Genomic DNA, 26,060 nt, shown 5'->3' on the forward strand with positions numbered 1-26,060 from the left:
AGCCCCCGGTTCTGGGCTTCATCGGAGCACGCCGAGCGCGTCAGTCCGTGACCTACGTTGGCTCTCGGTCTGTCTTCTTCGGCCCGGACTTGCGCGATGAGATCTATGGCATCGTCCGTCAGCTGGGCACGGGCTGCCGCCGTTCGGGCCAGGCGCTCCCTGGCGACCCGGTTTCGATATCGACGTTGTCGACCTCGCCTTCCGACTCCGTCCAGGTCACCAGCTGTGGAAGCCGCGGGCCGTCTGTGGCGACGAGCCCGATGAGCTTGCCGCGGAGCGCCGCGTACCGCACGTGGATGACGTCGGACGCAAGAGGTCGAGGAGGTTGTCGACGTCTGGGCTGATGTTCCATTCCTCGACTGACAAATAGGGCTTGGCGACTTCGTCCAGTTCGTCGAGCGCTTCGAGCAGTTGGTCGGCCCACTTGATCAAGGCGAGATACGGCTCGGCTCGCTTGTCGCGCAGGTCCTGCGCATGTGATCGCTCGTGAAGCGCGCGTTCTTGGGCGGCGAACAGTCGCTTTTGCGTGTCGAGCGTGTCGCGCGTGTTCTCCCGCTGTGCGCGCAGGGAGAGCAATGTCGTCACCAGACTCGCGACGACCGCCAACCCTGCGACTCTCCGCCCTGTGCTCCTAGTGGAAGACCGTGCCTGCCGACGCATCATCCCTGATCCCGCCTGCCCTTGACCAACTCCGGCAGCAGCCCGCGGTCGCCCCTGGGGAGGTCCCGGGCCTGCTGGAACGCCTGGCCAAGGTCCCGGACCCGCGTGACCCTCGCGGTGTGCGCCACGCTCTCGCCGTACTCACCCTCACCGCATGCGCCGTATTGGCCGGAGCGACCTCGCTGTCGGCGGTCGGCGAGTGGATCGCTGAAGCTCCCGCACACGCCCGAAGCCCAGCTCCTAGTGCAGGAACCCCACAGCATGCCGGTGTAGAGCACAGACACGGAGGAGTCCAGATGAACCGTGCGGTCCGGGCCGATTCACGTGTCAGGCGCGCCGACCAACCGACGCGCACCGCCGTGCGGCAACGCTGGCCTGTTGCGGAGTGGGGTCAGGGCAGCAGGACGACCTTGCCGTGTTTGCGGTGGGCCTCCAGGTCGGTGTGAGCCTGCGCCGCCTCCGCCAGGAGGAAGGCACGCCAGACCGGAACCGTGAGCCTGCCGGCGGCGGCCAACTGCACCAGCTGCGGCAAGGATTCTCCGACCCGGTCGCCCATACCGGCGCTGATGCGGACGCCGTGCTGCGCGGCGGACATGTCGGCGATCGTGATGACGCGTGCACGGTCACCGCTCAGGACTACGGAATCGGCGAGCACGCCTGCCCCAGAAGACGAAGTCCACTCCCTGGGAAGCCGCTGCCTTCACCCGCTCCACCCATCCGTCGCCGTAGCGGACCGCACCGGCTCCGAGCCCGTTGACGCGCTCGAGGTCATGCTCGCCGGCCGTTTCCGCTCAGGTGATGCCATGGGCGACGGCCAATTGCACCGCGATGCGGCCCGCTGCCGCGCGGAAGGGCCGACTCACGGTTACTCGGGCGGCCCCTGGAGCATGGCGAGGGTCAGGACGTTGCCGCCGATGCCCCAGCCGCCGTCGGTGACTTCCTCGACGAGGACCATCGTATTGGCGCGGGCGCGCTCGCCGTAGATCTCGACGTACAGCTCGGTGGTGCGGGTGACGATCTTCTCCTTCTGCTTCTCGTCGAGGCTTCCCGCGGGAACCTTGAAGTTCGCGAACGGCATGGTGGTTCTCCTTCTGAGATATCCGAGACAGGGGACGTGGGGGGAGGGAGGGGGGAGGGAGTGGGGGATCGAGGGGTCAGAGCGAGCTGCCCGCGGTGAGCAGGTCGTCCAGTCCGACGCGGTGGAAGAACTCGGCCCGGACGCGGTCGGCGACCGCGGAGACGACCTCGCTGCCGTCCCGGGCGGGGTCCACATGGGTGCGCAGCGGCCGGGTGCCGGACGGCAGGGCCGCAAGGCGTACGACGGCCTCGGCGACCTGCGCCGCGTCGACGTCCGGCGGTATGAGCGCCGCCAGCCTCTTGTCGAGGCCGCCCAGCAGCGCGCCGTACCGCTCGTCGTACGCGGCGGCCCGCTCGGTGTCGGCGGGCGTGCCCGCGTTCAGGAAGTGGTTCGTGCCGGAGGTGAACGCGCCCGGGACGACGATCGCCGTGTCGATGCCGAACCGGATCACCTCGGCGGCGTAGCTGACGGCCAGGGCGTCCATGGCGGCCTTCGCGGCGAAGTACGGCGCCAGGAACGGTGGGCAGCCGCCGCGGGTGCTGGAGCTGCCGATCCACACGAGCAGTCCCTCGCCCCGGGCCCGCAGATGCGGCAGGGCGGCACGGTTGACCCGCTGGGCGCCGAGCACGTTCACGTCGTACAGCTGCGCCAGCTGTTCCGGGGTGAAGGCCTCGGCCGGGCCGGTGACCATGTGGCCCGCGTTGTGGACGACCATGTCCAGCCGTCCCTCGGCGGCAAGGACGCGGTCGACGGCGGCGTCGGCGGACTCCTGGGAGGTGACGTCGAGTTCGACCGCGTGCAGGGACACGGAGTGCTCGGCGGCGTGGCGGTTCAGTTCGGCCACCGCGGGCGCGTTGCGGGTGGTCGTCTGCCGGATGCCGGCGTGGACGGTGTGCCCGGCACGGGCGAGTGCGCGGACGGTCAGCGCGCCGAAGCCGCTGGACGCGCCGGTGACCAGGACGACTTGGGGTGTGTCGGAAGGCATACGGGACCTCATGTGGGTGGGCTGAGGCGGAAAAGAGGGACCACGGCCGTCAGACGATGCCGCCGTTCGCACGGACCACCTGGCCATTGACCCAGTGCCCGGCCGGGGAGGCGAGGAAGGCCACCACCTCGGCGATGTCGGCCGGCGTGCCCAGGCGCTCCAGCGGCGGCTGCGCCGCCAGCCGCGCGATGGTCTCCTCGTCCTTGCCCTCGAGGAACAGATCGGTGGCGGTGGGCCCGGGGGCGACGGCGTTGACGTTGATGTCCCGCCCGCGCAGCTCGCGCGCCAGGATCATGGTCAGCGCCTCGACCGCGCCCTTGCTCGCGCTGTAGGCGCCGTAACCGGGGAAGGACAGCCCCACCACGGACGTGGAGAAGGCCACGAAGGCGCCGCCGCTGCGCAGCCTCCGGGCCGCCTGCTGGGCGACGACGAAGGTCCCGCGGATGTTGGTGCGGTGCATCGCGTCCAGCTCCGTGAGGTCCAGTTCGGCGACCGGGGCCAGGTACAGGCGGCCGGCCGCGTGGACGACGACGTCGATCCCACCGAACTCGGACTCTGCCGTGGCGAACAGCCCGGCCACCTGATTCTCTTCCGCGACATCGGCCTGCACCGCGACCGCACGGCCGCCGGCGGCGGTGACCTCCTTGACGACGGCCTCGGCGGCGGCACGGTTGCCCGCGTACCCGACGACCACGGCGTGCCCGTCGGCGGCGAGCCGGACGACCGTCTCGCGGCCGATGCCGCGCGAACCGCCGGTCACCACGGCGACGCGGGGCCGGCCGTCGGGGCGGGCGGAGCCGGCCGGGGCGGATTCCTGGATGGACATGAAGACTCCTGCTGAAGGTGCGGTGCGAGGAGCGCCACCGCTCGTGGACGTGGCGCCGGGTGCCGCGGTACGGCCGCGGTGCCCTGCTTGCGCCTCCAGCCTGGGCCGCCGTCACCGGCGCAGCCATGGCTCTGCGTACCCTGGGGTTGCCGTCCCCCTGGTTCGGCGGCCCGGCACGAGTGACGATGGGTGGGTGAACCACTCGGAGCTCGCCGCCTTCCTGAAGTCCCGGCGCAACAGAATCCGCCCCGCCGACGTCGGCCTGCCCGTGGGTCCCCGGCGCCGTGTGCCCGGGCTGCGCCGCGAGGAGGTCGCCCAGCTGGCCGGACTGTCCGCTGACTACTACACCGAGTTGGAGCGTGGCCGCGGCGCCCAGCCCTCGGCCCAGGTCCTGGCCTCCCTCGCCCGCGCGCTGCGCCTCAACGGCGATGAACGCGACCACCTCTTCCGCCTCGCCGACCGCCCGTTGCCCCCTGCGGCACACGGGCCGACCGCCCATGTCCAGCCCGCCCTGCTCGGCCTGCTGGACCGGCTCACCACGACGCCCGCCCAGGTCATCACCGACCTGCACGAGACCCTGGTCCAGAACCCTCTGGCCGCCGCGCTCATCGGCCTGCCGCCCGCGGTGCACGGACCGGAGGCGAGCTTCGTGTACCGCTGGTTCACCGACCCCGGCTCCCGCGCCCTCTACCCGGTGGAGGACCACCCCCACCACTCCCGGGTGTTCGTCGCCGACCTGCAGGCGGTCGCCGCCCGGCGCGGCCAGGACCCGGAGGTGACCCGGATGGTGGCGGCACTGCGCCGCCGCAGCGAGGAGTTCGTCTCCCTGTGGGAGACCCGGGACGTCGCGGTACGGCGCACCGATCACAAACGCATCGTGCATCCTGCCCTAGGCGTCATCGAACTGGACTGCCACAACCTGCTCAGCGAGGACGGACGCCAGCGCCTGCTCTGGTTCACCTCGGCTCCCGGCACCGAAGGCGCCGCGCAGCTGGAGCTCCTGTCGGTCATCGGCACCCAGGACCTGACGTCCGGGGCCGACGAGGCAGGGCGCCGCCCGGGCCTAGCGACCAACTGATCCCTCCGCGTGGCGGGGCCATCAGGGTGGTCACAGGCCGTGTCGGGTGACCGTCCCAGGCCCCTGTGGCCATGCTGAGCCGGAGCGGCCCTCTTCCCAGCGACAAGGAGCACGGCATGCCCACAGACCCGGTCGGACGATTCCTTGCAGCATTGGACCCTGAACACCGGGAGGCCATCAGCGCCGCACCACGCGAGGAACAGGAACGGCTCGCGGCAGCCTGGGAACGGGAGCTGGAGGCCGACACCGAACTCGACACCCTGGACGAGTTGTCCCCACCGGCGGCAGAACACGAGGCGGCCCGCCGTGTCCTGGAACGCGAAGACGGGTGACCCCTGCGGCAGGCGCGGGTTCCGTCACGGCGCTTCCCTGAGCCGGCCATCGCGGCGCCGCCGGGATGCGTGACTGCCCGTCGCGGGTGACGCTGGTGCCATGCCCGAGCGCCGCGTGATCGTCTACCCGCCCTTGGAGGCCGGTGGCCGCAAGGTGGGGGTCGACGACCGGATCCTCGGCACCGCGTACAGCCTTCACGATGTCGCCGTGTTCCTGGAGGGCGCCGGCCTCACCGGCTGGGACGAACTGGATGTCGCCGACTCCGGCCTGATCGAGTGGCATGAAGGCGGGCCAGAGGTGTGGAAGCGCTGAACCCGGGTGGCCGCAAGGGGGCGGGGCCGCCGGCTCGGTCGGTCAAGCGTCGTCTTCGGGTGACTGTGCTTCGAGGACTTCCAGGACGTCCACCTTGTCCGCGGGGATGATGTGAGCGGCGCTGATGTCCGTGCTCGTCAGCCACATGTCCGTCTCGGGTTCGAGGCCGGCCGGTCCCCACTGCACCATCTGCACTTCCTCCCCGGGCCGGAAAATTCTGATGGCCAGGGGCTCCACGGAGGTGGACCGGTGCTCTTCCAGGATGCGGACGCGCGCACGCGTGAACCAGTCACGCGCGGCGACGCTTCTACGGGGATAGCTCATCGGAAGACCCTTCGCCGCTTCGTGACCTGGGGTTGCTCTGGCGCCCTCCTGGTGGGGAGCCCAGGCTGGGGTGGGCTGTCGGTGCCGTCGGACACGTCTTTCACCCACGTTCCGTGGTGGGGCGGAGCTTGACGCAGCACTCGCCGGGGCTCGGCGCCAGGACGGCCTCGACACCACTGACCTGCAGTCCGTCGAGATAGCCGGTGAGGAAGGTGTGATTCATGCTGCAGACGAGGTCCGGGGCCTTGGCGGCCAGGGGGTGGAACGGGCAGTTGTGAAGCCGTACGCAGGTGGGGGTTTCCCGGACGGGTTCGTAGCCGTGCTGGTCGAGCATGCGCTCGCAGGCGGTGAGCCCCCTTTCGGCGCCGAGCCGACCGGGACGTGTCCGGTCCCGTTCGGTCTCCCCCATCTGCCGGCCGCGCTGCCCGGCGATCCGCACCGCCGCCTGGACGGCGCGTTCGCCGGCACGTTCATCGAGGATGGCGTCCAGCAGCAGATCTGCCAGCAATGCGTGGTGCCGATCGGGGATGCTGACGGTGATCTGGGCGTCGGTGGGCTCGTAGACCTTGGGACGGCGACCGACCCTGCGCATGCCGCCGGACGTTTCGTAGTGGGCGCGCAGGAGGCCGGCTTCGACAAGTTTGTCGAGGTGGAAGGCGGCAAGCTTGCGGGAGATTCCGACACTGGCTGCGGCCTCGTCACGGGTGACCGCGCGACGGGCGCGCCGTATGAACGCGAACATCCGGCGACGCGAGTCCTCGCCCAGGACGCTCACGGAATCGATTGCGGCGGCGGCTGCCGCGGATGGATCGGAAGCCACGAGACCACATTAACTCTCGCCTGCATTCCCGCAACCTTGCCCGTACGTGCTTGACCTGCGATTACGGACCCGCATTCCAAGTAAGTCCAACGATTCTTGGTGGAACCGGTGAGATGAGACGGCGCGTGTTCGCTCATCTGATTTCGGGGGCAAGAGGCCGTCGACGCAGGAGCGCTGAAGCCGGCCCCTGAGATCGTCTGCACCAGCCCGATCGTCCAGCACATCGGGCAGCCGCGCAGCGCGAGGACCCCGAGCGGTGCGAGAAGCAGGGTGACCGGACCGTAGGCAGGCAGGAGCGCGATCGAAGGGGTCAGCGCGCCGAATCCCACTGCGCCGCGTGCCAGGTGCCGGGGCACTCCCGCAGCGTGTGCTGCACCGCGGCTCGGGCTCGGTGCAGTCGGGACTTCGTTGCGGCCGTATCGATGTCACCGCGCTGCGCGGCGACGATCAGCTACTCACTGGGCCGGCGCGAGTCAGCCACGCGTCCTGCCTCGCCTGCGCAGCACGGCGTAACTCTCGGCCCGATTCGACGGACCGCCCTGGTGACTTGATTCGTGCCCTGCACGACCACACTCCCCCGGCACAGGCAACCCACAGGCCCTCATTCACTTCCTTCGAGTCGTGAGGGGCGCCCGGTACGGAAGGGGCGCCCCCGCACTCGAAGTGCAAGGAGGACCCTTGATCCATGCCCGGCGAATAAGTGTCGCCGCTGTGGCCGTACTTGCGGCGCTGGCGGGCTCACCGGGATTGGCCCAGGCTCAACGGCCGCCCCATGCGAAGCCGTTGACGGAGAGAGCCGACGGCGCGCTGCCGCCGGGCTGGCGCGTCACCGGAGAGGGTGCCGCACGTGAGCTGGTCTGGCGGTCGGACCGGGCCGTGCCCATGGGCGACGCCCGCGTCGAGTTCCACGCGGAAGGACGGCTGCTCGGCGTGCCGAAGGCGGCCGAGGACGGTCGCACGTTCCGGCTCCCTCTCGACGAAGCCACCTCGCTCAAGGACCTTCAAGTTCTCGCAGCGGGGCGCCGGTTGGATGTGCGCACCGGCAACTCCGGCAAGGATGCGAACAATTCCCTTGCGGCCGCTCAGCCTCCCGCCCAACTCCCGGCGCATTCCGTGGATCCCGGAAAGCCGGGGTCGTACCGCACCGTCACCGGTGAGTACGACCTCGACCCGGTGAAGCTGCCCGGCTTCGCCCAGCCGGTCGAGATGCAGGCCGTCGTCGTGGCACCCGGCGGCGCCACCGGCAAGCGTCCGCTCGCCCTGTTCCTGCACGGCCGTCACGGCACATGCTTCAAGCCGGGTGGGTCCGAGGAGGACGCGTCCGGTGAGTGGCCCTGCCCGTCCGGCATGAAGTCGATCCCGAGCCACAAGGGCTATCTGCAGGACCAGAAACTGCTGGCCTCCCAGGGGTATGTGACGGTGTCGATCTCGGCGAACGGCATCAACGGCCAGGACTGGGAGGCCGAGGACGGCGGTGCGCAGGCGCGCTCCTCGCTGGTACGGCAGCACCTCGCCAAGTGGGCCGACTGGGCCGCCCACCCGGGCACCGCCCCCGCGGCCGTGCCCGGCGCGGCGAAGACCGATCTGTCCCGCGTCCTGCTCGTCGGCCACTCGCGCGGCGGCGAGGGTGTCAACCGGGCCGCCATGGACAGCGTCTATCCCCCGCCCGCCGCCCAGGACGGCTACGGCGGCGCGGTCCGCTGGAAGATCCGTGGAACCGTCCTCATCGGACCGACGATCTTCGGCCAGAATCCGGTCGCCGACGTACCGTCCACGACGATCCTCCCGGGCTGCGACGGAGACGTCTCCGACCTGCAGGGCGAGGTGTACGTCGACGGAACGCGCGGGATCAGTCGGGGCGCCGCTCTGCACAGCGCCGTCTATGTGGTCGGCGCCAACCACAACTTCTTCAACACCGAGTGGACGCCGGGCAAGTCCGAGGCGCCCTCCTTCGACGACTTCGGGGACGACCCTGAACGACGCGACCGAGTGTGCTCTCCGGGGACCCGCACCCGGCTGACCGCCGACCAGCAGCACAAGGCGGGCGCCACCTACATCGCCGCCGCGGCCCGGCTGTTCGTCGGCGGCGACGACCGTGTACGCCCGCTGCTGGACGGCTCGGGCAGGCGCGCCCCGTCGGCCGATCCGGCCCGTGTGCTGACCCACGCGGTCGGCGCCCGCCGCACGGGCGGTTTGCTGCCCGACGCCCCGGTCAAGGTGACCGGCGGCAGGCTGTGCTCGGGGGTCGCCCCCGACCCGGCCGTGGCCTGTCTGGGCCGTGCCAAGGGGTCGTCCCCGCACTTCGCGTTGTGGGAGACGCAGGAGAGGGGCCGCAGGGCGGTCGCGCTGAAGTGGTCGGCACCGGGCACCGCGACGAAGGTCCGCCCTGACGCGCCGCTGTCTCTGTCCGGTGCCATGAAGCTGGCCCTGCGCGTGATGGTGCCGCCGAACACGACCGGCGCCAAGCTGGACGTGGCCGTCACCGACTCCGCCGGCCGCCGGGCCAGGCTCGGCCAGGTGAAGGTGGACGGGCTGCCGGGCAGCGAGCGCACGGCCTCGTACTGGGCTCGTGAGGTGCGTGTCCCGCTGACCGCGGCCACCCGTGCCGGGCTCGACCTCAAGCATGTCAAGTCCCTTCAGCTGACTCCGCGTTCGCGGTCCGGCAAGGCCTGGCTGATGGACGCCTGGGGCTGGGCCCCCGGTACCCCGGCGGTCAGGGCGGCGGCGCTGCCGCGCGTCGACATCGGCCGGCTCAAGGTCAAGGAGGGCGACTCCGGCACCCGTACATACCACATCCCGGTCCAGGTCTCCGGACGGGGCCGCGGCAAGGTCCGCTTCTCAATCCTCGACCCGGACACCGGCCGGGCCAAGGACAAGCTGGTCACCGTGCGGCCCGGCAGCACTCCCATCGACGTGCCCGTGGAGGTGAAGGGCAACACACGCTTCGGCAACGACCAGCAGCAGGACCTTCTCGCCAAGGCCGTGGAGGGCGCCGTCGTCGGCTCGTACCGGGGTGGGGTCACCGCGCAGAACGACGACCCCGCGCCGAAGGTCACCCTGACACCGGTCGCGGACCGGGTGACCGAGGGAAAGAAGCTGACCTGGCGGATCACCCTCTCCGAGCCCGCCGACGCGGACATCTCGCAGCCGATCCGGGTGCTTCCGGTCACTGAGGGCGCCGAACTGTCCACAAAGGACGTGGACCGGGAGTGGCTGATGAATTACGCCGGTGAACTCCCCGACCCGGAGCGCACGCTGTCCAAGGCTGAGCTGTGGGTGTGGACGGACATCCCGGCCGGGTCCACCACCGCTGATTTCGTCATACCGACGGTGAAGGACCAGTTGGCCGAGCCGACCGAGTCGGTACGTCTCGCGCTGACCGACTTCGAGGCCGGGCCGCTCCCCGACCACGCGGTGGTGACGGGCACGGTGGTGGACGCGTCGTAGTCGCCCTGAGGAGGGGGCATGGACCGGCTCGGTCCATGCCCCCTTCACGTTCGCAGCAGCAGGATCCCGACCGTCCCGATCACATCCCTTGCCGGCAGCCCGGCCCTGCTCAAGTCACCCGCTCGTCCTTCTCCAGGCGACGGATGCACGAGACAACGACCACAAAGGGCCACAGCGACTGAATGGATGTCAGGACGCGTTCTGCGACACCAGTCGAACCATGACGCTGCATTTCGAACACGAACCACGCCGCGCCGAGGCCTATCAGAGCGGTCACGATGATCGAGGGGGCGGGCCGCAGTCCCCATGGCGCGGCGGCGCTGCGATCGGCGGCCAGAACCGGCCACACCGCCAGGAGCGTGAATCCGACCACGACAACGGAACCGTGACGCAGGGAGCCCCCGCTGCTCGGCGCCGGCAGCAGCGCCACCACCAGCGCCGCCACTCCCCCACCGGCCAGCGCCACGCGTCCGGCGAGTGCGGCCGGGCGCAGCCCCCAGGCGGTGAGTATGTGGCAGGCACCGAGCGCGAGCAGTGCTCCGGTCATCACCCAGAATCCCGGAGATCCATAGGCTGCCAGGACGCTGATCGTCTGCGTCGCAGGGTCATAGGCGGGTCCTTCGAAACGCGCCGCGATCGCCCAGCCTCCGGCCAACAGGACGGGTGCACATCCCGACGAGAACAGGGCCCACCTGGGCACAAGTCGCATCAATCCACTGTAAAACGCCCGATCATGACTGCGCCGCGCACACGCAGGCGGGCGGAATCCAAGCCCGAGACCCAAAGACCGAGATCCAGAGGTCGAGGGAACCGGCGCCCTCACCCGCCCCAGAGCGTCACATACACCGGCGGCCGGAACTGGGAGGGCGGAACCCCCGCGCCGGGCTCGCGCATGATGCGGGTCGCCGCGGGAGTGCGCAGGAAGTGAAGGAACGCGTCGGTGGCCGGGGAGCGGTGCTCGGGTTGCAGGACGGTGGCGTGCCAGGTGGCGTCCGACGGTGTGGCCGGGGTCTCCAGTACGCGCAGCTCGTCACGCCGTATGCGGGGGGACACCAGATGGGCCGGCGCCGGTGCCACCCCGGCCCCCTCGGCCGCGGCCTCCCAGGTCGCGGCCTGGTTGGGGAACACCCAGACGTGCCCCTCGGCCACTCCGAGCCGCCGCAGCAGCCGGCCGGAGTCCGCGTCCGGGTCGGTCCCGGAGGCGTCGACCAGCCACGACCACCGCCGCGGCGGACCGGGCGGCCGCGGCACCCTGGCGCCGGTCACCACGACCAGCTGGGTGCGGAACAGCGGCTCGCTGACCAGTTCGCCCCCGCGGGCGGCGCCGAGACACGGCCCGAGGGCGACGTCGGCCAGCCGGTTCTCCACGAGCACGCGGATCTCGTTCCCGGCGGCCACCCCGAAGGAGGTCTCGGTCCTGCGTCCCGAGCGGTGGGCGAAGGCTTCTACGAGGGAGGGGAGCACGAACTCGGCCAGCGTGCTCGTGGCGACGACCCGCAGCTCGTCGGGCGCGCCCCACGCCGCCCGCACCGCCGCCTCGGCATCCCCGCTCAGCGCGACCATCCGTGACGCGACCGGCAGCAGCCGAGCCCCCGCGGGCGTCAGACGCATCCCGCCCCCGCCGGTGCGCCGGATCAGTGGATCGCCGAAGTGGGTGCGCAGCGCGGTGAGCGCCTGCGACACCGCGGATTCGCTCACGTCCAGGGTCCGCGCCGCGGCGCCGACCGAACCGAGCCGGGCCACCAGGACGAAGGTGCTGAGCTGCGTGACGGTCACTATCCGATTTTCCCCCTTTTAGCAAGATAAGTGAATGCTTATCGACCCATTGCCCGGCCGGTGCGCAGGAGCGCAGCATCGCTGCACGACGGGCGCAGAGCGTTTCAGGAGGGCCCGATGCAGGTTCCGGCTGCATTCCAGTACGAGAGGGCCACCAGCGTCGAGCAGGCGATCGAGCTGCTCACCCGGTACGGCCCCGAAGCGCGGGTGGTGGCGGGCGGGCACAGCCTGCTGCCGATGATGAAGCTGCGGCTGGCGCAGCCCGAAGCGTTGATCGACATCAACGGCCTCGGTGAGCTGGCGTTGATCAGGGTGGACGGGCACGAACTGGCCATCGGCGCGATGGTCCGCCACGCGGACCTGCTCGCTTCGGCGGTGGTCGGCGAGCACTTCCCCATCCTGCGGGACGCGGAGCGGGTCATCGCCGATCCGCTTGTGCGCAACCGCGGCACGGTGGGCGGCTCGCTGTGCCAGGCCGATCCGTCGGAGGACCTGTCCGCGGCGTTCTCGGCACTGCGGGCGACTCTGGTGGCCCAGGGCCCCGGCGGCAGGCGCACCATCGGGATCAGGGATTTCTTCCTCGGGCCGTACGAGACGGTGCTGGACGAGGCGGAGCTTCTGGTGGAGATCCGGGTGCCCATCCGGTCCCACGCCAGCGCCTACCGCAAGGTCGAGCGCCGGGTCGGCGACTGGGCGGTCGTGGCAGCGGGCGCGGTGCTGGAGATCTCCGACGGGGTCGTCACCGAGGCCGGGATCGGGCTGACCGCGGTGGGTGCCCGGCGGTTCGTGGCCGAGCGGGCCGAGGACTTCCTGCGCGGCGGACGGCCGGACGACGAGGGCTTCGCCGAGGCGGGCCGGATCGCCTCGCAGGAGTGCCGGCCGACGGCCGACCAGCGCGGCCCGGTCGACTACAAGCGGCATCTGGCCGCGGAGCTCACCACGCGGGCGCTGCGCGCCGCCGCCGCGCGCGCCGAGGGCCAGGAGGCGTGACATGCGGATCACCGTGACCGTGAACGGCGAGCAGTACACCAGGGACGTGGAGCCCAGGCTGTTGCTCGTGCACTTCCTGCGCGACGAGCTCGGACTCACCGGCACCCACTGGGGCTGCGACACCTCCAACTGCGGTGTGTGCGCGGTCTGGTTGGACGGCACGCCGGTGAAGTCCTGCACCGTGCTCGCGGCGATGGCCGACGGCCATGAGGTGCGGACCGTCGAGGGCTTGGCGCAGGGGGCCGAGCTCGACCCGGTGCAGCAGGGCTTCGTCGCCTGCCACGGGCTGCAGTGCGGCTTCTGCACGCCGGGGATGATGATGACCGCCCGCTGGCTGCTCGACCGCAACGCGGACCCGTCCGAGGAGGACATCCGCAAGGCCATCTCCGGCCAGGTGTGCCGGTGCACCGGATACGAGAACATCGTCCGCGCCATCCGCTGGGCCGCCGAGCACGGCGGCGGGGCGCGGACCGCCGACGCGGGCACCGAGCCGGCGCCCGGCCGCGAGGAGGTGCGGGCATGACCACCACCGCCGAGGGTCCGCCGGTCGGCTTCGGACGGATGACCCGCAAGGAGGACGCACGGTTCGTCCGCGGGCACGGGACCTACGTCGACGACGTACGGCTGCCCGGGATGCTGCACGGGGCCGTGCTGCGCAGCCCGCTGGCGCACGCCCGGATCGTGTCGATCGACACCAGCGCCGCCGAGGCGCACCCGAAGGTCAAGGCCGTGATCACCGGTGAGACCCTCGCCGGTCTGGGGCTGGCCTGGATGCCCACCATCTCGTACGACACCCAGGCGGTGCTGGCCACCGACAAGGTGCGCTTCCAGGGCCAGGAGGTCGCCTTCGTCGTCGCCGAGGACCGCTACGCCGCGCGGGACGCCCTCGAACTGATCGACGTGGAATACGAACCGCTGCCGCCGGTCCCCGACGCCCGCCGGGCGCTCGACCCGGACGCCCCGGTGATCCGCGACGACAAGGAGCACCAGAGCGACAACCACATCTTCGACTGGTCCGCCGGTGACAAGGACCGCACCGACGAGGTCTTCGCGGGCGCCGACGTCGTGGTGGCACAGGACATGCTGTATCCGCGGGTGCACCCGGCGCCGCTGGAGACCTGCGGCACGGTCGCGGACATGGACGCCATCACCGGGAAGCTGACGGTGTGGTCCACCACCCAGGCCCCGCACGCCCACCGCACCCTCTACGCGATGGTGGCCGGCATCCCGGAGCACAAGATACGGATCATCTCCCCCGACATCGGCGGAGGCTTCGGCAACAAGGTCGGCATCTACCCCGGTTATGTGTGCGCGGTCGTCGGCTCGATCGTCACCGGAAAGCCGGTCAAGTGGACGGAGGACCGCTCGGAGAACCTGATGAGCACGTCCTTCGCCCGCGACTACCACATGCACGGCGAGATCGCGGCGACGCGGGACGGCAGGATCCGGGGCCTGCGGGTCCATGTGATCGCCGACCACGGCGCGTTCAACGCGACCGCGCAGCCCACGCAGTTCCCGGCCGGCTTCTTCGGTGTGTTCACCGGCTCGTACGACCTGGCCGCCGCGCACTGCACCGTGACCGGCGTCTACACCAACAAGGCGCCCGGCGGTGTCGCCTACGCCTGTTCGTTCCGCGTCACCGAGGCCGTGTATCTGGTCGAGCGCATGGTCGACGTGCTCGCCGCCGAACTCGGCCTGGATCCGGCCGAGTTGCGGATGCGCAATCTGCTGCGGCCCGGACAGTTCCCGTACCAGACGCAGACCGGTTGGGAGTACGACTCCGGTGACTACCCGCGCGCCCTGCAACTGGCGATGGACATCGCCCACTATGAGGACCTGCGCCGGGAGCAGGCCGAGAAGCGTGAGCGCGGCGAGCTGATGGGCATCGGGGTCAGCTTCTTCACCGAGGCGGTCGGCGCGGGCCCCCGCAAGCACATGGACATCCTCGGACTGGGCATGGCCGACGGTGCCGAACTGCGCGTCCACCCGACCGGCAAAGCCGTCCTGCGGATCTCCGTGCAGTCCCAGGGGCAGGGTCATGAGACGACCTTCGCGCAGATCGTCGCCGAGGAGCTGGGCATTCCGCCCGAGGACGTCGAGGTGGTGCACGGCGACACCGACCAGACGCCGTTCGGGCTCGGCACGTACGGGTCGCGCTCGACGCCCGTGTCCGGCGCGGCGGCCGCGATGGTCGCCCGCAAGGTGCGCGAACGCGCGAAGATCGTCGCCTCCGCGATGCTCGAAGTGAGCCCGGACGACCTCGAGTGGGAGAAGGGCCGCTGGTTCGTCACCGGCGACCCCGACCAGGGCCGGACCATGGCCGAGATCGCGCTCGCCGCGCACTCCACCCTGGAGCTCCCCGAGGGCGTCGAGGGCCATCTGGACGCGAGCTGCGTCTACAACCCGCCCAATCTGACCTTCCCCTTCGGCGCGTACATCTGCGTCACCGACGTGGACGCCGACACCGGTCAGGTGAAGGTCCGCCGGTTCATCGCGGTGGATGACTGCGGTAACCGGATCAATCCCACGATCGTCGAGGGTCAGGTGCACGGCGGACTCGCCGACGGCGTCGGCATGGCGCTCATGCAGGTGATCGCGTTCGACGAGGACGGCAACTGTCTCGGCGGATCGTTCATGGACTATCTGCTGCCCACCTCGATGGAATGCCCCTCCTGGGAGCTCGGCGAGACCGTCACTCCCTCCCCGCACCACCCCATCGGCGCCAAGGGCGTCGGCGAGTCCGCCACGGTGGGCTCGCCCCCGGCGGTGGTCAACGCCGTCGTCGACGCGCTCAAACCGCTCGGCGTACGCCATGTCGACATGCCGCTGACGCCGGCCGCGGTGTGGCGGGCCGCCCAGGGCCGGCCGCTGCGCACCGACCTGGCGATCACCTGAGGCCATGGCGATGACGAACACCGACCTGCTGACCCGCGCGGATGTGCTCCGGCACGGCCGGACGCCGTTCGTCCTGGCCACCGTCGTCCACGCGGAGCGGCCCACGAGCGCCAAGCCCGGGGACAGCGCGCTGGTGCTGCCCGACGGCACCGTCGAGGGCTTCGTGGGCGGCACCTGCGCCGAGACCACGGTGCAACTGCAGGGCCTTCGGGTGCTGGAGACCGGCGAGTCGCTGCTGCTGAGGATCACGCCCACCGCGGGCACCGAGACCGAAGGCCCGCGGGAGGCGGGCGAAGGCCTGCTCACGGTGGCCAATCCCTGTCTGTCGGGCGGCACGCTCGACATCTTCCTGGAGGCCAACCTCCCTCCGGCGCTGGCGTACGTCTACGGACACGCCCCCATCGCCCGCGCCCTGCTCGACATCGGGCGTGCGCTCGGCCTCGACACCCGGCCGGCCTCGCCCGGCCAGCCGCTGCCGCCCGATCTGGACGTCGTCGTCATCGCCACGCACGGCCGCGACGAGGAGACTGTGCTGACCGAGGCCGCACGCGCCGGGATCCCGTACATCGGGCTGGTGGCCAGCCCGAAGCGCGGCGCGGCGGTCCTCGCCGGGCTGGACCTCACCGAGGAGCAAGGCGCTCACGTCCACACCCCGGCCGGCCTGGACATCGGCGCACGGACCCCCGGGGAGATCGCGCTGTCGGTGTACGCCGAGATCATCGCGCTGCGGCCGGAGACGGCGCGAACCGTGCGCCCCGGAGCCGGTTCCGCCGTCCCGCAGGCCGTGACCGAGGCCGTGGATCCCGTGTGCGGCATGACCGTGGCGATCACACCCGCCACCCTCTCACTGGACCGGGCCGGCAGCAGGGTGTACTTCTGCGGGCCGGGATGCCAGCACGCCTTCGCCGACGACCCCTCCCGTTACGCGCATGACTGACCCCGACCTGCTCGTGCCCGATGTCCCCGCCCTGCGCTCACGTCTGGACGCCGTCGGCTACCTGGCCGACGACGCCCTGGCCACGGCGTTGCTGCTGGCCGTGCGCATGCGGCAGCCGATCCTGCTGGAGGGCGAGCCCGGCGTCGGCAAGACCGAGGCGGCCCGCGCGCTCGCCGCCGTACTGGACACCCCGCTGATCCGGCTGCAGTGCTACGAGGGGCTGTCCTCGGCCGAGGCCCTCTACGAGTGGAACTATCCACGGCAACTGCTGGCCATCCGGCTGGCCGAGTCCCGCGGGGAGCCCCTGCGCGACGCCGACCTGTTCACCGACGACTACCTGCTGCCACGGCCGCTGCTCGCCGCGATCTGCCACCCGGGACCGCGGCCCGCGGTGCTGCTCATCGACGAAGTGGACCGCGCCGACGACGAGTTCGAGGCGTTCCTGCTGGAGCTGCTCGCCGATGCCGCGGTCACCATCCCCGAACTGGGCACCCGGACCGCTGCGGTGCCGCCGGTGGCCGTACTGACCTCCAACCGCACCCGGGATCTGCACGACGCGCTCAAACGCCGCTGCCTCTACCACTGGATCGACTACCCGGACACCGCACGCGTCGCCGCGATCATCCGCACCCGGGTGCCGGAGTCGGCCGAGTGGCTGGCCCCTCGCGTGGCGCGCGGGGTGGCGCGCCTGCGCGCCCGGCAGGAGCTCACCAAGCCGCCCGGCATCGCCGAGGCGATCGACTGGGCGGGCGCGCTGCACGCACTGGGCCTCTCCGTTCTCGACGCCGACGCCGCCGACCGCACCCTGGGGGCGGTCCTCAAGTACGCCGAGGACCTGGAGACCGTACGCCGAGCCGGAGTGGCGGAACTGGTCGACGCGGAGGCAGGCCCCGATGCCTGACCTGCCGGAACTGGCAGCGTCGTTCACCGCCGCCCTGCACGACGCGGGCATCGCGGTGGGCCCGGACCGTACCCGGAGCTTCGCTCGGGCGCTCACCCTGCTGGAGCCGTCGACCACGCGCGACCTACGGCACTGCGCGCTCGCCACCCTGGTGTCCGACCCCGAGCAGATCGAACGGTTCGACGCGGTCTTCGGTGAGGTCTTCGGCGGCCCGGCCGACCCCGGAGCACAGCGCGGGCAACCCGGCGACCCGGCCCGATCACTCCCGCGCACCCTTCCCGGCCGCGTCCCCGGCGCCCACCGAGCCACCGCGGACGGCCGCAGCCGCGAGGCCGGCGCGGAGCAGCGCGAGGCTCCCCTGCCCCTCGCCGCGAGTCCACTCGACCGACTTGCCACCCGGGACTTCGCGGACCTGTCCGCCGACGAACTGGCCCGGCTCTCCGACGTGATGCGCACGCTGGTGCTGCGCACCCCGACCCGGCCGTCCCGCCGGCGCCGCACCGCGCACCACGGAACGCGCGTCGACGTGCGCCGCACCCTCGCCATCAGCCGGCGCACCGGCGGATACCCGCTGCGGCTGGGCCGCTTCGTGCCCCGCACCCGCCCCCGCGACCTCATCGTGCTCTGCGACATCTCCGGATCGATGGAGCCCTACGCCCGCGCGATGCTGCAACTGCTCTACTGCGCCACCCGCGCCGCCCACGCCGAGGTCTTCACCTTCGCCACCCGGCTCACCCGCCTCACGCCGGCGCTCCGGCGGGCCCGGCCCGAGGACGCCCTGGCACGAGCCGGCCGGGCGGCCCCCGACTGGTCCGGCGGCACCCGGATAGCCGACTGCCTGGCGGAGTTCAACGAGCGGTTCGGCCGACGCGGCATGGCACACGGCGCCGTGGTCGCCATCATCTCCGACGGCTGGGACACCGGCACGCCCGCCGACCTCGCCACCCACATGGCGCGGCTGTCCCGCGTCGCCCACCGCATCGTATGGGTCAACCCGCGCACGGCAAGCCCGCGTTACCGTCCCCTCGTGGCCGGCATGGCCGCGGCGCTGCCGTACTGCGACGCCGTCGTCAGCGCCCACAGCTTCGCGGCCCTGGACGAGTTCACCACCGCACTGTCCGCCCCGCGCCGACGCCGATGACCCACGGTCGTCGTCACCGCCGACGACGGACCGCGACGAACGCGGTCTGCAGGATCAGGGCGAGCAGCGACGCGGCTCCGACGGCCCAGCCCAGCCGCAGCCCCGGCGGATGGAAGGTGCAGGTGAGGCTGGTCGAGGAGCCGTCGAGGGGTACGGCGATGAGGCCGTGGTAGTTCCCCGCGGGTACGGCGGAAGCGTCGCCCATGGCGCAGCGCCAGCCGGCGATTCGAGGGGCCGCGACGACCGCGATTCCCGTGCTGCCTGCCGGGAGTTCGGCCCGGAGGGTGCCGTCCGAGACGGTCACTTGGGTGGCGCCGGTGGACTTGAGCCGTTCCACGACGGTGTGCAGCCGGGCCGGGTCCAGGCAGCCGAGCGCACCGTGCGGGACGAAGCCGGGCCGGTTCGGGGACAGTTCGACCACCACGCGGCCGGAGCTCGGGGTCGTACCGAGCCGCTGCATCGCGGCGATCTTGGTGACCGGGTCGGACCTGAAGCGTCCGGTGAGGCCGTGAGCGGAGGCACCGCCAAGTCGTGCGGTGCCCGCGAAGTGCGGAGCCCACAGGTGGACCTCGCTGCCGGCCGGGCACTGCGCGGTGATCGCCGGTCCCCGGGCGGCGGATCGGGCGGGCAGTGCGTCCAGGCGTATCCCCTGCCGCCCGGCGTCGTCACCGGTCGCCGGCTGACCGGCACCGGTGCGCAGGGTGAAGCGGGGCACGGTGTAGACCCGGGCGCCCAGCAGGAGTTCCTGATTGCGGTAGGGCGAGGACCCGTACGCCGAGCCGCCGACGCGGGTGGACGGACGCACCGTGACCAGCGGCGGCACCTCCTGACGGGTCACCGTGACCCGGCTGCCGTCCTGGGGGAACCAGTTCTGGTACGGATCGGGCGGGGAGTGCACCCGGGCCCCGACGGAGAAGATGACGTCCGTGACGGCGTTGTCGAGGCTCTGCAGGCTGCGGCCTCCCGAGGTCCAGCCGCCGCCGAGCGCGGTGAGCGTGCTGCTGAGGACGTCGGAGGTGTGGCTGCTGTAGTACTGGGCGCCCTGGCCGCCGACCATCAACGGGTCGTTGCCGATGGTCTGTTCCCGGCCCGGGTCGGTGCGGTAGCGCGGCCAGCCGTCGGCCTGTGCGACCGCCTCCGCCTGCGCCTGCTGCCGCTGCCCCCAGGGCGCGTAGTCGTCCATGCGCGCGAGCCGCAGCCGGGCAGCCACGGCCGAGGTCGCGGTGGCCTCGCCGAACTGGGCACCGATCAGCAGCGCCGCCGCCAACCCGACCAGCACGGACCTGCGCCCACCGCCGGTACGGTGTTCTGCGGCGGCCCGGCCGAGCAGCGCCAGCCCACCCCACCCGGCCACCACGGCAACCAGCAGGACCGGCCAGACGAACGGACGCACCAGGTCACTGCGCGAGGCGACGGCGGCGAGCAGCGCCAGCAGCGCACCCGCCGCGCCCAGCGCACGGCGGTCGGGCGCGCCGTAGGACAGCGTGTGCCATGCCGAGATCACCAGCAGCGCGCACAGCACGAAGGCCTGACGGTAGGAGCTGCCCTGCGGGGTGGTGAAGGCATGCCAGGCCAGATGGGTAGGCTCCCACTGCATCGACAGCGCCACCGCGACCACGAGCAGCGTCCATCCGGCACGCACCCGCCTCGGCGCCGCCCGGTGAAACGGCAGGGCGAGAGCGAGCAGGAGCACCGTGGTGCCCACGAACACCGCCGGCGACCCGAAGCTGTACGTCGCCGGCAGCAGCCTCGCCAGCACGTCCTCGCCCCCCACCGGGGCGAACTGGGTGAACCGCCCGGGAGAGGCGTGCCTCGCGCCGAAGAACACCACCATCACCAGCGGCGCCGCCAGCCCCGTCCCGAGGGCGAAGGTCACCGCCGCCCGGCCCGCCGCGGCGAGCGCCCGCCGACGCGGCGGACCGGCAAGCCACAGCCTCAGCAGGAGTATCAGACAGGCGGCGAGGGTGGCCATGTACGCCGTGTAGAAGTTGGCGACCCAGGCGAGAGCCACCACCAGCACACCCACCACCGGGCGCCGGCCCGTACGTGCCCACTCGCCGACCAGGCACAGCAACGGCAGAGCGATCAGCCCGTCCAGCCACATCGGGTTGTACGCGGCATCCGCCACGCTCCAGCCGCACAGGGCGTAGGAAGCGCCCAGCACACCCGCCGCCCACCAGCGCCCGGGACGCAGCGCCGGCAGGAGCCACGCCATGGCCGCGCCCGCGCACGCGGTTTTCAGCAACGTGATCACGTACATCGCGAGATCGATCTCATCGCGCGGGAACATCACCATCAGCAGCGCGAACGGGCTGGTGAGATAGGTGCCGAGATCGGGCAGAAAGCTCGCGCCGAACCCGGACTGCCAGTTGACGAACAGCCCGCCGTCGGTCCGTCCGTGGAACAGGTCCCACAAATGCGCGTGATACGGAAGATACTGGTTGCCCAGATCGTTGATACTGCGAGTCCGCGGCCCGAACGGATAACTCCGGGCCACAGCACTGGCCGCACACAACGCCGCGACGGTGACGGCCGCCGCCAGCAGGGCAGCGGCCCGTCGGCCCGCGGCGGGATCCGCCGGCCGAAGCCGCAGTCCACCGGGCACCCGCTCCCTGCCCGACGGCGGACCGGCAGTCCGGACCTGACCGGCCCCCCGCCCCGCATCCTCGACTGCCGCGCTCCCTGGCAATACACCTTTCACGAAAGCCCCCCACATATGCGAGACGCACAGCGCCTCTGGCGGGGCGGTCACCCCCGCACAGCATCAATCCGCCGATCAAGACGGATACCTCGCACCGAAGGTTGTGCCGCAACGAAAAAGCAAGGTGTGAATTACGGAAGCGTGCACCACCGAGAGGGAAAGGAAAGACAGCCGCACAATGAAGAAAAGTTGTCTCTCACATGAACGACAGCTGCGTTCGCTTCAGCGGCGCACACCGCGGCGCGGTGCAATGGTCTGGAGACCGAAATGAAGCCGAATCGCTCCATTCCCGGGGCTACCGTTGTCCCCGTCCTGATCTATCCCGACGTGCGCGAGGCAGTCGCCTGGCTCGGCGCGGCCTTCGGATTCGTCGAGCGGGTGCGGATCGGTGAGGCCCACCGTGCGCAACTCGCATACGGCGACGGGGCTGTGATCGTCGGGGATGTGCGGCATGATCGCCGCCCGCCTCGCCCCGGCGAGGTCACCCACGCGGTGATGGTGCGTGTGGACAACGTTCGCGCCCACTGCGAGCAGGCCCGGGAGCGCGGCGCACGCATCCTCATGGAGCCGATCGATTTCGAGTACGGGGAACGGCAGTACACCGCCCAGGACCTTGCAGGTCACCAGTGGACGTTCTCGGAGACGCTCGCGGATATCGCCCCGGAGGAATGGGGCGGCACGTCCGTCACGCCCGGTTGACGTTCTCCGCGCCAGGAGGCCATCAGGTCCCTGGCCATGCGTATCGCGTCGTGGCGGGTGCCGGGATCCGGGCTGCCGAGCTGCTCGGTCAGGAGGGCGGTGCGCTCGGGCAGTCGGAGGTCCAGCACCGTGTGGAAAGTCCGGAGCAGGGACGTGGCCGGCGCGTGCATGCGGTTGTGCCGGTCGACGTCCTCGAACGCGGCAGCGATCTGCCGCGGCACATCCTGCGACGCCGCCGCGGGCGCTTCGGGAGCCGTGCACTGGCACTCCCCCTGTCCAGATCCACAAGCCCCTTCGCCGCGCTCCGGTGGTGGGGTGGGCGTGATCTGCCGCAGCAGGGCGATCGCCGTCGGCACCGTCTCGGCACCGATGCGGTCCGGGGCGCAGCGGGCTCCTTGGACTAGGGCCGGCGAGCCGGATCGCCGGGTCCTTCGCCGGATCGCCGGCCAGAGCGTCCAGCCAGGCCGCCGCGCCGTCCCGGGCGCTCGGCAGGCGGAGTGCCAGCGTGGCCATCGTCTCCACGACCAGCAGCCGTTCCACGATCCCGTCCTCGGCCGGCAACCGGTCGCGCAGCAGCGCGGCGGCCCGGTCCGCATCGTCGACGAACAGACCCAGCCCCTCGATGGCCGCCCGGCGCACCAGCGGATCGGCATCCGACGCGTAGGAGACGAAAGCATCGGCGCGCTCACGCACCACCACCGCGCTTCCCGCATGGTCCGGTCCGTCATAGACCGGTCCGTCACCGTCCGGTCCGTCGACGTAGGCGATCTCGCAGCGTTCGACGGCATGGCGCCCGATGCTGACCAGCAGTTCGACGATCGCGGCACGGTCGGGCGCGGCGGGATCGTCGGCCGTGGCGAACAGGAACGGCAGGCTCGCCGTCGTGCACGGGTACACGTCCCCCGGGTCATCCACGACCAGTCGATGCCGTCAACTTCGTTGATCATGGGCGGCACTATGCCGCAGGGCACTGACATCAAAGATGCTGGAACAGGACCGGGAACAGGGCGGGCACCGCGGGCGCCAGCAGATACAGACCGATTCCGGTCACCGCCTTGCGGGTCGTGACCGGAAGCACCGGATTGGCCCAGACCTGTGCTATTGCCGCCTCGCGCTCATCACTTGGAAGGCTCGCGTACAGCGATACGACGTGGTCCTTCTTGACCTTCAACGCGAAGTGGTAGCCGATCGAGGAGGGATAGACGATCACGAGCATGTCCACCAGCATCACGCCCAGCACGATGAACACCATCCAAGGTGCCGCCGGCAGCCACACCATGAACAGGACCAGCAGGCCGATCATGTGCGCCAGGGCGGAGCCGTACGTCCACAGCATGAACCGGCGCAGGGGCCGCAGTCCCTGGAAACCGTCGCTGTCGAACTTCAGGTTCGGGGTCACCCCGAAACCGATCACCGAGGACCGATAGAGGTATCCGGTGAACACGACGCCCATGGCCAACTGCTTGACCAGGAAGTAGAAGGCGTACGTACCCGCTGCGCACAGGGCTACGGCCATCTCGGGGTGGCTGTGCCAGTTGGCCCACCAGCCGGCGTACACCTCGTCGCGCCAGACCGAGTCAGGGAGCGGCGTCGGGTTCCACGTCTCCATCAGGCCATGGTCGTCGACGAAGCGGTACAGCAAGCTTGTGCCGATCGCCATGGCAACCGCGATGGCCGCGGAGACACCCCTGCCGCCCAGCCATCGGAACCACCCATTGGTCCTGCGGACGAGTGTGTCGTGACGGCGGATCTGTTCGGGCAACAGCCGCGCCACGCCTCCATTGCACTCGTTCATCGGCACGAAGTCGGCGATTGCCTGCACCTGCTGGCAGAGGAAGATGGGCGTGACGAAGACGACCGCCAGCACGATCAGGCCGGCCAGGTCCTGCAGCAGGGAAAGGCTTACGCCGCTCAGTTCGGTGTCGTCGGAGAACACGTAGTCCAGTGCCCACCGCCTGTCCGCCCCGGCCGACGGCCCCAGCGCCCCGCCCGCCGCGGCAAGAACCAGCAGGGTGACGGACGAGACGAGGCTGATCAGGAGAATCTTGGTCTTGGCCGTCAGCGGCCAGTACAGCAGACGAATCAGCAGACGCGGAGCCTCCCGGCGCGAACGCGGCAACCTGCGTAACAGGCGCATCGCCAAGCGGATCCCGACGGGTGCTGACGAGCGGAAGACTCCCCCGATCAGCTGCGGTTCCAAGGACTTGAGCTGCGCCATCCCCGCCCCCCGATGGTGACACATGCAATGTTCCTTTATAGCCGCCCTGCTCGGCAGGCGCCTACGGTGCGTCGTCAGTCGATGACAAGACGCTTGTCGTCGGCCTGTTCGGTCTGGCGGCGCACGAGGTAGGTGCCCGGGGCATGGCCCATGGCGCCGTGTTCGGGGTGCAGGACGTAGGCGACTGCCCCCTCGTGGACGGTGAAGCAGCCCACGTCCGCGCCGTCGTCGATCGGCGCCCAGGTGACGTGGCCGTCGGCCACGAGGAGGTGGGTGTGGCCGCCCTGCCCGGCGGAGACCAGCGGGACACCGGTGGCGGGGACCTGGTCGCCGCCCGCGGGCGCGGCGTAGTCGATGAGGCCGACGGGGATGAGCCCGATGTCGCCCTGGCGCTGCAGTCCGGACGTGACCGGGATCGCCGCCTGCAGGTCGAGGTGCTGGAGGACGTCGACGCCCGCGAGTGCGGTGACGTGCTGGAGGGTGGGCTGACGCTGGTCCATGGGTTGCTCCTTGGTCAGGTGGCGCGGTGGATGGTGAGGTACTGATTCCGGGTCAGGCCGAGGAGTCCGGCTGCGGCGGTGACGGGGTCGGGGGTGTCGGCGGGCACCGTCAGCCCGTACCGGCGCCGGGTGCCGTCGCGTTCGACGGAGGCGTTGGTACACAGCAGGACCCGCACGGGGACGTTGTAGAGGCGGGTGGGCACGTCGTAGAGGGACAGGTGCTGGCCGGGGTTGCCCGGGTCGGGCTCGTCGGCGCCGACCTGCCGCAGGCCCGCCGCGACGATGAACTCGGGCCAGCCCATCCGCTCGATCGCGCACCGGCGGACCTCCGCGTTGCGCTCCCGCAGGATCCGGTCGGTCGTCCAGGCGCCCTCGATCAGGGCGGCCGGGACCCGTACGCCATGCCAGGCATGGACCGCCCAGCCGTCGGGCCACAGCGCGGCAGGCCCGTCGGCGCAGTGGGGCCGTCCCTCGGCGTCCCGGTGGTAGACGTCCGGGCGTCGGGTCAGGACGGCATAGTCGCGGAAGGCCCACCACCAGCCGACCTCCGTCAGGGTCTGCCGCTCACCCTGGCACGGCTCCAGGCCGCGCACGCCGATGGCTTCCATGCCGTCGTCCATCGCGTGGCCGGCCAGGCCCCACCGGCCCAGGGGCTGGGCGTGCCACCACCCCCGCGGCAGCAGTCGGGGCGGCTTCAGCGGGGTCGCGCGCACTCCCGCCTGGGCGGCCACCTGGGCCACGAGTTCGGCGTGCACCCGGGGCCGTACGTCCGGGTCGAGCATGACCTGGGCCTGGGTGTACCCCTCGAACTCGCCGTCCGGTTCCCAGACGACAAGTTCGCGCTGGGCGTGCACCTGGTCGCGTACCGCCTCGCGCGCCAGGATGCGCCAGTCGGTCCCGCCGCGTGCGGGCGTGCACGCCAGCTCGGTCACTTGGTGGAGGACGGCGTCGGTCACCTGTGCCTCGAACAACTCGCGGGTGCCGGGGAAGAAGCCACCCAGGCCGGCGAGTTGGTCGCGCCGTCGGCGGGGCAGCCGGGCCCGCAACCGGGCCGCCCGTCCTCCGGTCACCGCGGCGATGACCGCCGGGAGCAGGGACTGCCCGACCAAGCCTGCCCAGGGGGAGTCGAGCCAGACGACGAACCGTGGGGGCGCGCATCCCGCGGCCCGGTACGCGGTACGGACCCCTTCCTCGGCCGCGTCCCGGTCACCCGGTCCGGTGGCCCCGCCCGCCGCCGCCCACTTCGCGCCCACCTCGCGCAGCAAAGCATCCTGCTCCGGCGTCAGTTCGCCGATACGCCCGCCCTCAACCACACCGTTCCCCCTCAAGCCCCCGTGCTCCGGTCAAGCACGCACCAGTGGACACCCCACCACCACAGACGCCCACCGCAGGAAGATCGGTTGCCACTTCGGCCTGCCGTGATCGGCGGCTGCTCCACT

General features: G+C 71.2%; 27 protein-coding genes. 13 read left to right on the forward strand and 14 right to left on the reverse strand.

Annotated features, from left to right (window positions below):
• Positions 1-216 precede the first annotated feature (216 nt).
• On the reverse strand, positions 217-606 hold the full coding sequence (locus F7R91_RS35090) for a hypothetical protein (protein WP_150956581.1): 390 nt from the start codon (positions 604-606) through the stop codon (positions 217-219).
• Positions 607-779: 173 nt separating this feature from the next.
• Between F7R91_RS35090 and F7R91_RS43270 the strand changes: the two genes are divergently transcribed.
• Positions 780-1,106, forward strand: a complete 327-nt coding sequence (locus tag F7R91_RS43270) for a transposase family protein (protein ID WP_230989829.1) — start codon at positions 780-782, stop codon at positions 1,104-1,106.
• On the opposite strand, the gene F7R91_RS43275 is transcribed toward F7R91_RS43270, so the two are convergent.
• The 4 genes from F7R91_RS43275 to F7R91_RS35115 form a co-directional block, all read right to left on the reverse strand.
• Entirely contained in the window at positions 1,052-1,255 is a 204-nt protein-coding gene (locus F7R91_RS43275; protein WP_225320976.1) for a zinc-binding dehydrogenase, read from the reverse strand. The genes F7R91_RS43270 and F7R91_RS43275 overlap by 55 nt on opposite strands.
• A 270-nt stretch (positions 1,256-1,525) precedes the next feature.
• A complete protein-coding gene (locus F7R91_RS35105; protein WP_150956584.1) occupies positions 1,526-1,738 on the reverse strand; it encodes a tautomerase family protein in 213 nt (70 codons plus the stop codon).
• Between the two features lie 76 nt (positions 1,739-1,814).
• Positions 1,815-2,723, reverse strand: a complete 909-nt coding sequence (locus tag F7R91_RS35110) for an SDR family oxidoreductase (RefSeq protein ID WP_150956587.1) — start codon at positions 2,721-2,723, stop codon at positions 1,815-1,817.
• A 49-nt stretch (positions 2,724-2,772) separates the two neighbouring features.
• Positions 2,773-3,549: an SDR family oxidoreductase gene (locus F7R91_RS35115; RefSeq protein ID WP_150956590.1), complete on the reverse strand. Its 777-nt coding sequence runs from the start codon at positions 3,547-3,549 to the stop codon at positions 2,773-2,775.
• A gap of 193 nt (positions 3,550-3,742) precedes the next feature.
• On the opposite strand from F7R91_RS35115, the gene F7R91_RS35120 reads away from it, so the two are divergent.
• The 3 genes from F7R91_RS35120 to F7R91_RS35130 all read left to right on the forward strand — a co-directional run bounded on the left by F7R91_RS35120 (position 3,743) and on the right by F7R91_RS35130 (position 5,272).
• Complete coding sequence (locus F7R91_RS35120; RefSeq protein WP_150956593.1) at positions 3,743-4,627, forward strand: helix-turn-helix transcriptional regulator; 885 nt, start codon at positions 3,743-3,745, stop codon at positions 4,625-4,627.
• A 116-nt stretch (positions 4,628-4,743) separates the two neighbouring features.
• Positions 4,744-4,959 (forward strand): hypothetical protein, encoded by a 216-nt coding sequence (locus F7R91_RS35125; protein ID WP_150956597.1) that lies wholly within the window; start codon positions 4,744-4,746, stop codon positions 4,957-4,959.
• Positions 4,960-5,059: 100 nt separating this feature from the next.
• A complete protein-coding gene (locus tag F7R91_RS35130) occupies positions 5,060-5,272 on the forward strand; it encodes a hypothetical protein (protein WP_150956600.1) in 213 nt (70 codons plus the stop codon).
• A gap of 42 nt (positions 5,273-5,314) precedes the next feature.
• On the opposite strand, the gene F7R91_RS35135 is transcribed toward F7R91_RS35130, so the two are convergent.
• Positions 5,315-5,596, reverse strand: coding sequence for a hypothetical protein (locus F7R91_RS35135; RefSeq protein ID WP_150956602.1), 282 nt, complete (start codon positions 5,594-5,596; stop codon positions 5,315-5,317).
• Between the two features lie 100 nt (positions 5,597-5,696).
• Positions 5,697-6,416 carry a helix-turn-helix transcriptional regulator gene (locus F7R91_RS35140; RefSeq protein ID WP_150956605.1) on the reverse strand — a complete coding sequence of 240 codons (720 nt, stop codon included), beginning with the start codon at positions 6,414-6,416 and terminating at the stop codon, positions 5,697-5,699.
• A gap of 678 nt (positions 6,417-7,094) precedes the next feature.
• Between F7R91_RS35140 and F7R91_RS35150 the strand changes: the two genes are divergently transcribed.
• Positions 7,095-9,863: an alpha/beta hydrolase gene (locus F7R91_RS35150; protein ID WP_150956608.1), complete on the forward strand. Its 2,769-nt coding sequence runs from the start codon at positions 7,095-7,097 to the stop codon at positions 9,861-9,863.
• 109 nt (positions 9,864-9,972) lie between these two features.
• Here the strand turns inward: F7R91_RS35150 and F7R91_RS35155 are convergent, their stop codons facing one another.
• Positions 9,973-10,572 carry a DUF998 domain-containing protein gene (locus F7R91_RS35155; protein WP_150956611.1) on the reverse strand — a complete coding sequence of 200 codons (600 nt, stop codon included), beginning with the start codon at positions 10,570-10,572 and terminating at the stop codon, positions 9,973-9,975.
• Positions 10,573-10,682: 110 nt separating this feature from the next.
• Positions 10,683-11,639, reverse strand: coding sequence for a LysR family transcriptional regulator (locus tag F7R91_RS35160; protein WP_150956614.1), 957 nt, complete (start codon positions 11,637-11,639; stop codon positions 10,683-10,685).
• A 117-nt stretch (positions 11,640-11,756) separates the two neighbouring features.
• Here F7R91_RS35160 and F7R91_RS35165 point away from each other — a divergent pair, with 117 nt between their 5' ends.
• From F7R91_RS35165 to F7R91_RS35190, 6 genes are read left to right on the forward strand one after another with little or no spacing between them, the layout of a single operon-like run.
• Positions 11,757-12,629, forward strand: a complete 873-nt coding sequence (locus tag F7R91_RS35165; protein WP_150956617.1) for an FAD binding domain-containing protein — start codon at positions 11,757-11,759, stop codon at positions 12,627-12,629.
• Position 12,630: 1 nt separating this feature from the next.
• On the forward strand, positions 12,631-13,152 hold the full coding sequence (locus tag F7R91_RS35170; protein WP_150956620.1) for a (2Fe-2S)-binding protein: 522 nt from the start codon (positions 12,631-12,633) through the stop codon (positions 13,150-13,152).
• On the forward strand, positions 13,149-15,524 hold the full coding sequence (locus F7R91_RS35175; RefSeq protein WP_150956623.1) for an aerobic carbon-monoxide dehydrogenase large subunit: 2,376 nt from the start codon (positions 13,149-13,151) through the stop codon (positions 15,522-15,524). Before F7R91_RS35170 ends, F7R91_RS35175 begins: the two co-directional genes overlap by 4 nt.
• 4 nt (positions 15,525-15,528) lie before the next feature.
• Entirely contained in the window at positions 15,529-16,461 is a 933-nt protein-coding gene (locus F7R91_RS35180; RefSeq protein ID WP_225320973.1) for an XdhC family protein, read from the forward strand.
• Positions 16,454-17,362 carry an AAA family ATPase gene (locus tag F7R91_RS35185; protein ID WP_150956628.1) on the forward strand — a complete coding sequence of 303 codons (909 nt, stop codon included), beginning with the start codon at positions 16,454-16,456 and terminating at the stop codon, positions 17,360-17,362. Before F7R91_RS35180 ends, F7R91_RS35185 begins: the two co-directional genes overlap by 8 nt.
• On the forward strand, positions 17,355-18,503 hold the full coding sequence (locus tag F7R91_RS35190) for a vWA domain-containing protein (RefSeq protein ID WP_150956631.1): 1,149 nt from the start codon (positions 17,355-17,357) through the stop codon (positions 18,501-18,503). The genes F7R91_RS35185 and F7R91_RS35190 overlap by 8 nt, the downstream gene beginning before the upstream one ends.
• 13 nt (positions 18,504-18,516) lie before the next feature.
• Here the strand turns inward: F7R91_RS35190 and F7R91_RS35195 are convergent, their stop codons facing one another.
• Positions 18,517-21,219: a YfhO family protein gene (locus tag F7R91_RS35195; RefSeq protein ID WP_150956677.1), complete on the reverse strand. Its 2,703-nt coding sequence runs from the start codon at positions 21,217-21,219 to the stop codon at positions 18,517-18,519.
• 252 nt (positions 21,220-21,471) lie between these two features.
• On the opposite strand from F7R91_RS35195, the gene F7R91_RS35200 reads away from it, so the two are divergent.
• Positions 21,472-21,903 (forward strand): VOC family protein, encoded by a 432-nt coding sequence (locus F7R91_RS35200; RefSeq protein WP_150956634.1) that lies wholly within the window; start codon positions 21,472-21,474, stop codon positions 21,901-21,903.
• Here F7R91_RS35200 and F7R91_RS35205 read toward each other — a convergent pair.
• Positions 21,825-22,259: a hypothetical protein gene (locus F7R91_RS35205; RefSeq protein WP_150956637.1), complete on the reverse strand. Its 435-nt coding sequence runs from the start codon at positions 22,257-22,259 to the stop codon at positions 21,825-21,827. The genes F7R91_RS35200 and F7R91_RS35205 overlap by 79 nt on opposite strands.
• A 149-nt stretch (positions 22,260-22,408) precedes the next feature.
• On the opposite strand from F7R91_RS35205, the gene F7R91_RS42325 reads away from it, so the two are divergent.
• Entirely contained in the window at positions 22,409-22,567 is a 159-nt protein-coding gene (locus F7R91_RS42325; RefSeq protein ID WP_191971782.1) for a hypothetical protein, read from the forward strand.
• 312 nt (positions 22,568-22,879) lie between these two features.
• Here F7R91_RS42325 and F7R91_RS35210 read toward each other — a convergent pair whose 3' ends face one another.
• The 3 genes from F7R91_RS35210 to F7R91_RS35220 are packed head-to-tail and all read right to left on the reverse strand — an operon-like array spanning position 22,880 to position 25,934.
• Positions 22,880-24,145 (reverse strand): hypothetical protein, encoded by a 1,266-nt coding sequence (locus F7R91_RS35210; protein ID WP_150956640.1) that lies wholly within the window; start codon positions 24,143-24,145, stop codon positions 22,880-22,882.
• 50 nt (positions 24,146-24,195) lie between these two features.
• Positions 24,196-24,621, reverse strand: a complete 426-nt coding sequence (locus tag F7R91_RS35215) for a hypothetical protein (RefSeq protein WP_150956643.1) — start codon at positions 24,619-24,621, stop codon at positions 24,196-24,198.
• A gap of 14 nt (positions 24,622-24,635) precedes the next feature.
• On the reverse strand, positions 24,636-25,934 hold the full coding sequence (locus F7R91_RS35220; protein WP_150956645.1) for a DUF6745 domain-containing protein: 1,299 nt from the start codon (positions 25,932-25,934) through the stop codon (positions 24,636-24,638).
• Positions 25,935-26,060: the final 126 nt, after the last annotated feature.

It is taken from the genome of Streptomyces luteolifulvus (assembly GCF_008806595.1).
Lineage (GTDB): Bacteria > Actinomycetota > Actinomycetes > Streptomycetales > Streptomycetaceae > Streptomyces > Streptomyces luteolifulvus.

What these genes read in the sequence shown, in the direction of transcription:
- F7R91_RS43275 (WP_225320976.1), bottom strand. Translation starts at nt 1,255, where the DNA reads ATGTCCGCCGCGCAGCACGGCGTCCGCATCAGCGCCGGTATGGGCGAC.
- F7R91_RS35105 (WP_150956584.1), bottom strand. Translation starts at nt 1,738, where the DNA reads ATGCCGTTCGCGAACTTCAAGGTTCCCGCGGGAAGCCTCGACGAGAAG.
- F7R91_RS35110 (WP_150956587.1), bottom strand. Translation starts at nt 2,723, where the DNA reads ATGCCTTCCGACACACCCCAAGTCGTCCTGGTCACCGGCGCGTCCAGC.
- F7R91_RS35115 (WP_150956590.1), bottom strand. Translation starts at nt 3,549, where the DNA reads ATGTCCATCCAGGAATCCGCCCCGGCCGGCTCCGCCCGCCCCGACGGC.
- F7R91_RS35125 (WP_150956597.1), top strand. Translation starts at nt 4,744, where the DNA reads ATGCCCACAGACCCGGTCGGACGATTCCTTGCAGCATTGGACCCTGAA.
- F7R91_RS35130 (WP_150956600.1), top strand. Translation starts at nt 5,060, where the DNA reads ATGCCCGAGCGCCGCGTGATCGTCTACCCGCCCTTGGAGGCCGGTGGC.
- F7R91_RS35135 (WP_150956602.1), bottom strand. Translation starts at nt 5,596, where the DNA reads ATGAGCTATCCCCGTAGAAGCGTCGCCGCGCGTGACTGGTTCACGCGT.
- F7R91_RS35155 (WP_150956611.1), bottom strand. Translation starts at nt 10,572, where the DNA reads ATGCGACTTGTGCCCAGGTGGGCCCTGTTCTCGTCGGGATGTGCACCC.
- F7R91_RS35165 (WP_150956617.1), top strand. Translation starts at nt 11,757, where the DNA reads ATGCAGGTTCCGGCTGCATTCCAGTACGAGAGGGCCACCAGCGTCGAG.
- F7R91_RS35170 (WP_150956620.1), top strand. Translation starts at nt 12,631, where the DNA reads ATGCGGATCACCGTGACCGTGAACGGCGAGCAGTACACCAGGGACGTG.
- F7R91_RS35175 (WP_150956623.1), top strand. Translation starts at nt 13,149, where the DNA reads ATGACCACCACCGCCGAGGGTCCGCCGGTCGGCTTCGGACGGATGACC.
- F7R91_RS35180 (WP_225320973.1), top strand. Translation starts at nt 15,529, where the DNA reads ATGGCGATGACGAACACCGACCTGCTGACCCGCGCGGATGTGCTCCGG.
- F7R91_RS35185 (WP_150956628.1), top strand. Translation starts at nt 16,454, where the DNA reads ATGACTGACCCCGACCTGCTCGTGCCCGATGTCCCCGCCCTGCGCTCA.
- F7R91_RS35190 (WP_150956631.1), top strand. Translation starts at nt 17,355, where the DNA reads ATGCCTGACCTGCCGGAACTGGCAGCGTCGTTCACCGCCGCCCTGCAC.
- F7R91_RS35195 (WP_150956677.1), bottom strand. Translation starts at nt 21,219, where the DNA reads ATGTGGGGGGCTTTCGTGAAAGGTGTATTGCCAGGGAGCGCGGCAGTC.
- F7R91_RS35200 (WP_150956634.1), top strand. Translation starts at nt 21,472, where the DNA reads ATGAAGCCGAATCGCTCCATTCCCGGGGCTACCGTTGTCCCCGTCCTG.
- F7R91_RS35210 (WP_150956640.1), bottom strand. Translation starts at nt 24,145, where the DNA reads ATGTGTCACCATCGGGGGGCGGGGATGGCGCAGCTCAAGTCCTTGGAA.
- F7R91_RS35215 (WP_150956643.1), bottom strand. Translation starts at nt 24,621, where the DNA reads ATGGACCAGCGTCAGCCCACCCTCCAGCACGTCACCGCACTCGCGGGC.